2 protein-coding genes are annotated in these 3,966 nt (G+C 67.0%); both read left to right on the top strand.

Annotated features, from left to right (window positions below):
- The coding region (locus tag I5Q34_RS32990) for an SDR family NAD(P)-dependent oxidoreductase (RefSeq protein ID WP_199896184.1) at positions 1 to 3,310 on the top strand (3,310 nt) is incomplete at its 5' end.
- Positions 3,300 to 3,966, top strand: a 667-nt coding sequence (locus tag I5Q34_RS32985) for a beta-ketoacyl synthase N-terminal-like domain-containing protein (protein ID WP_199896183.1), incomplete at its 3' end; no start/stop codon positions are given. The genes I5Q34_RS32990 and I5Q34_RS32985, both read left to right, overlap by 11 nt.

Below are 3,966 nucleotides of genomic sequence, written 5' to 3'. Positions count from 1 at the left end.
CGACCACAACGAAACCCACACCCTCCTCACCACCCTCGCCCACATCCACACCCACGGGCCAGCCGTCGACTGGCAGAGGTACTACCGGCAGCACATCCCCTACCGGCGTGCCGACCTGCCGACCTACGCCTTCCAACACAGCAGCTTCTGGTTGCCCTCCAACTCCGGAGTCATCGACGTCACCTCAGCAGGGATGGCACCGACCGGCCACCCCTTCCTCTCAGCCACCGCTCCCCTGGCCACCGACGAGGACGGTCTACTGCTCACCGGCCGTATCTCTCTGCGAAGCCACCCTTGGCTCGCGGATCATGTCAACGCCGGGACCCTTCTTTTCCCGGGCACCGCGTTCCTTGAGCTGGCCCTCCAGGCCGCCAGCCACGCCCACACCCCCCACATCGAGGAACTCGTCCTCCGTTCCTCCCTGGTACTCCACCCTGCAGAGGCCACGGTCCTCCAGGTCACCGTGAAGAAAGCCGAAGAGGCAGGCGGAAACGGCCGGCGGGAGCTCACCATCTCCTCGCACCCGGATTCCCCCGGCACCAAACCTGTGTGGAGCCACCATGCCACCGGCATCCTGTCCCCCGGCACAACCGCATCAAGTGCGACGGAGACCCACGATTCCGCGGCGCGGCTACGCGACGCCTCCGAGGTTGTGGGGACGGAGCAGTGGCCGCCACCGGGCGCTGAGCCCGTCGGGTTGGACGGGGTGTACGACCAACTCGCCGCGTCGGACTACGTGTACGGACCGGCATTCCAGGGCCTGAGGGCCGTCTGGCGGCACGGCGCAGACGTCCTGGCCGAAGTCCACCTACCGCGCCCTGCCCACAACCTCCAGGCCGCGGGAGCCACCCGCTTTGCCCTGCATCCGACGCTGCTCGACTCCGCCCTGCAGCCGGTTCTCCTGGGGTTGATGCCGTCCCTTCCCGACGCACCCCTGCCCTTTACGTGGTCCGGGGTACGGCAGTACACCACCTGCCCGGACGTTCTTCGGGTGCGATTGCGTCACTGCGGCAACAGCCGCATCGCCATCGACATCGAAGACGAGTCCGGACAACCGGTAGCTGCCATCGCATCCCTGTTGTTCAGACCTGCGCCCATAGAACCATTGCAAGTCCTGCGACCAGACACGGAAGAGAAGCCGATGTTCGCCGTCGAGTGGACGCCGCTCGACGGCGAACATCGCAGCAAGACAGTCGTACAGCCGGCGAAAACCGTCCTCTCGGATGGAGAAGTGTGCTGGGTCGCCCTGGACCACAAGAACCTCCCCGCTCTCCTCCAGTCGATCAGCATGGAGGGCAAGGCGCCGCGGCTGGTCATAGCCCACCATGACGCCAACGGGCTGCACCCGGCAGACCTTCATTCACGCCTGCGCCAGGGCCTGGAGCTCCTGCAGGGCTGGCTGGCCGCACACTGCTTCGCGGAAACCCGGCTCGCCCTGGTCACTCACAACTCCGTCGCCACTTCACCTGACGAATCCGTCGACGACCTGGCCGGGGCTGCACTGTGGGGGCTGTTCCGTTCCGCCCAATCGGAGAACCCCGGGCGCATCTTCCTTCTCGATGCAGACCTCGGGAACCTTGATGAGGGCGATGGGAGCAGTGCGGATGACGGAAGCAGGGACATCCGCGAAGAGGTCGTACGCATCCTCGCGCACATGATGGCTTCCGGGGAGCCCCAGGCTGCTCTCCGTGATCACCACGTCTCTGTCCCGCGCTTGATGCAGGTGGCTCCACGGCCATCACCCTCTTGTGGCAGCGCAGGGTCCCCGGATTCGGGTCCGGGCCTGCACCCCTCCCCGGACACAGGACCATGTCCGAACCCGGAGAGCACCACACTCATCACCGGCGGTACGGGAGCGCTCGGAGCGACGGTCGCCCGGCACCTCGTCGCCCGGCACGGGGCCCGCCGCCTACTCCTGTTGAGTCGCCGTGGACCCGCCGCACCGGGAGCCGACCGCTTGAGACAACAGCTTTCCGAGCAAGGCGCACACGTGGAAATCATCGCGTGCGATACCGCCGACCGAGCACAGCTCGCAGAGGCGCTGAAGACCGTCCCCTCCGAACACCCCATCACCTGCGTGGTGCACGCCGCCGGCATCCTGGACGACAGCGTGATCGAAACGCTCAGCCCGGAACAGATGAGCCGCGTAGTACGGGCCAAGGCCGATACGGCTCTGCACCTTCATGGCATGACACACGATCTGCCCGTGGCCGCCTTCGTCATGTTCTCGTCGGTCGCAGGGACAGTCGGCACCCCCGGCCAGGGGAACTATGCCGCAGCAAACGCCCTTCTCGACGGCCTCGCCCAGCACCGTCGTGCCCGGGGACTTCCAGCACTCTCCCTCGCGTGGGGCTTCTGGGACCATGCGGAAGGCATGGCAGGGCACCTGCGAGAAGTGGATATCCGCCGCCTCACCGACAAGGGTCACGCACTACTGATGACCGATGAGGCACTCTCCCTTTTCGACACTGCCCTCAGCCTCGACCAGCCAGTACTCGTACCCGCCCGGTTCGACATCACCACGCTTCGTGCCGAGCGCGGCGCCGACGGCATCCCTGCAGTGTTGAAGGCCTGGGCCCGTGCTCCGAGGCGGCGACCCGTCTCCTCCGCCATGGCCGGTGCCCACAGCAGCGGGGACGGCGGCACGCCCTCGGGCGGTGATACCCCGCCCGAGGGCGTGAGTGGGCATACGGCATACCAAGAGCACGCGGCCGATGGCAGACCCGCACGGCGCCACCTCGCACCAGCGACCATTGTCCGGAAAAAGGTGGCGGAGATCCTCGGATACGCCGGACCCGAGTCGGTCGAGATGGAGCGCTCCTTCCGGGAGTTGGGCTTCGACTCGCTGGCAGCCATCGAACTGCGCAACCGCCTGAGCACCGCCACAGGCCACCGCCCGCCAGTGACACTGCTCTTCGACCACCCGACTCCCTCGGCCGTGGCCCGGTACCTGGAACAGCACCTGGAACCGGTGTCCAAGCCGGGCCGGTCCCGCCTGGTGACCGTGCTGGGGGAACTCGAAGCCCTCCTGGCAGCCCTGCCGCCCGAAGATCTGGCGAGCACGGACACGGCACAACGGATGACCCGGATTATGCGCCTCCTGCCGACTACCGGCCCACCACACCGGCAACCGACCACTCCCTCCGAGGGGCCCCCGGCTCTCATGGGAGGCGACACCACCGTGGCCCGGATCGACTCAGCGACGCCCGACGAAATCTTCGCCTTTATCGACCAAGAACTCGGCCGAGCCCCGCGGAACGACCACCGCCCTCCGGACTCCCTCAAGAAAGCGACACCCCATGGAGAATGAGAAGGTCCTCGACTATCTCAAATGGGTGACGGCTGATCTCCACCAGACCCGACGGCGCCTGCATGAGCTGGAAGCCGGGCAACACGAATCGATGGCGATCATCGGGGCTTCCTGCCGACTGCCGGGCGGTGTCCGGTCGGCAGAAGACCTGTGGGAACTGGTCATCTCAGGCGGAGACACCGTGGGAGAGTTCCCGGACGACCGTGGCTGGGACATCGGCAACCTCTATCACCCCGATCCCGACCGGCCGGGCTCCTCCTACACCCGGCGAGGCGGTTTCCTCTACGACGCCGACGAGTTCGACGCCGGTTTCTTCGGCATCAGCCCGCGCGAGGCCCTCGCCATGGACCCCCAGCAGCGGCTGCTTCTGGAGACGGCGTGGGAGGTCTTCGAGCGCGCCGGCATCGACCCGGTGTCGGTGAGGGGCAGCCGTACGGGTGTGTTCGCCGGAGTCATGTACCACGACTACACGAGCCGCCTCCATACGGTCCCGGACGGCTTCGAGGGATACCTCGACTACGTGAACGCCGGCAGCATCGCCTCAGGTCGCGTCGCCTACACCTTCGGCCTCGAAGGACCAGCCGTCACGGTCGACACCGCATGCTCCTCCTCACTGGTCACTCTGCATCTGGCCTGCCAGGCCCTGCGGTCGGGCG

The organism is Streptomyces sp. AV19, from assembly GCF_015999245.1.
Classification (GTDB): Bacteria; Actinomycetota; Actinomycetes; order Streptomycetales; family Streptomycetaceae; genus Streptomyces.
Note: the sequence above shows the minus strand (reverse complement) of the source record. Positions and strands in the feature narration are given on the sequence as shown.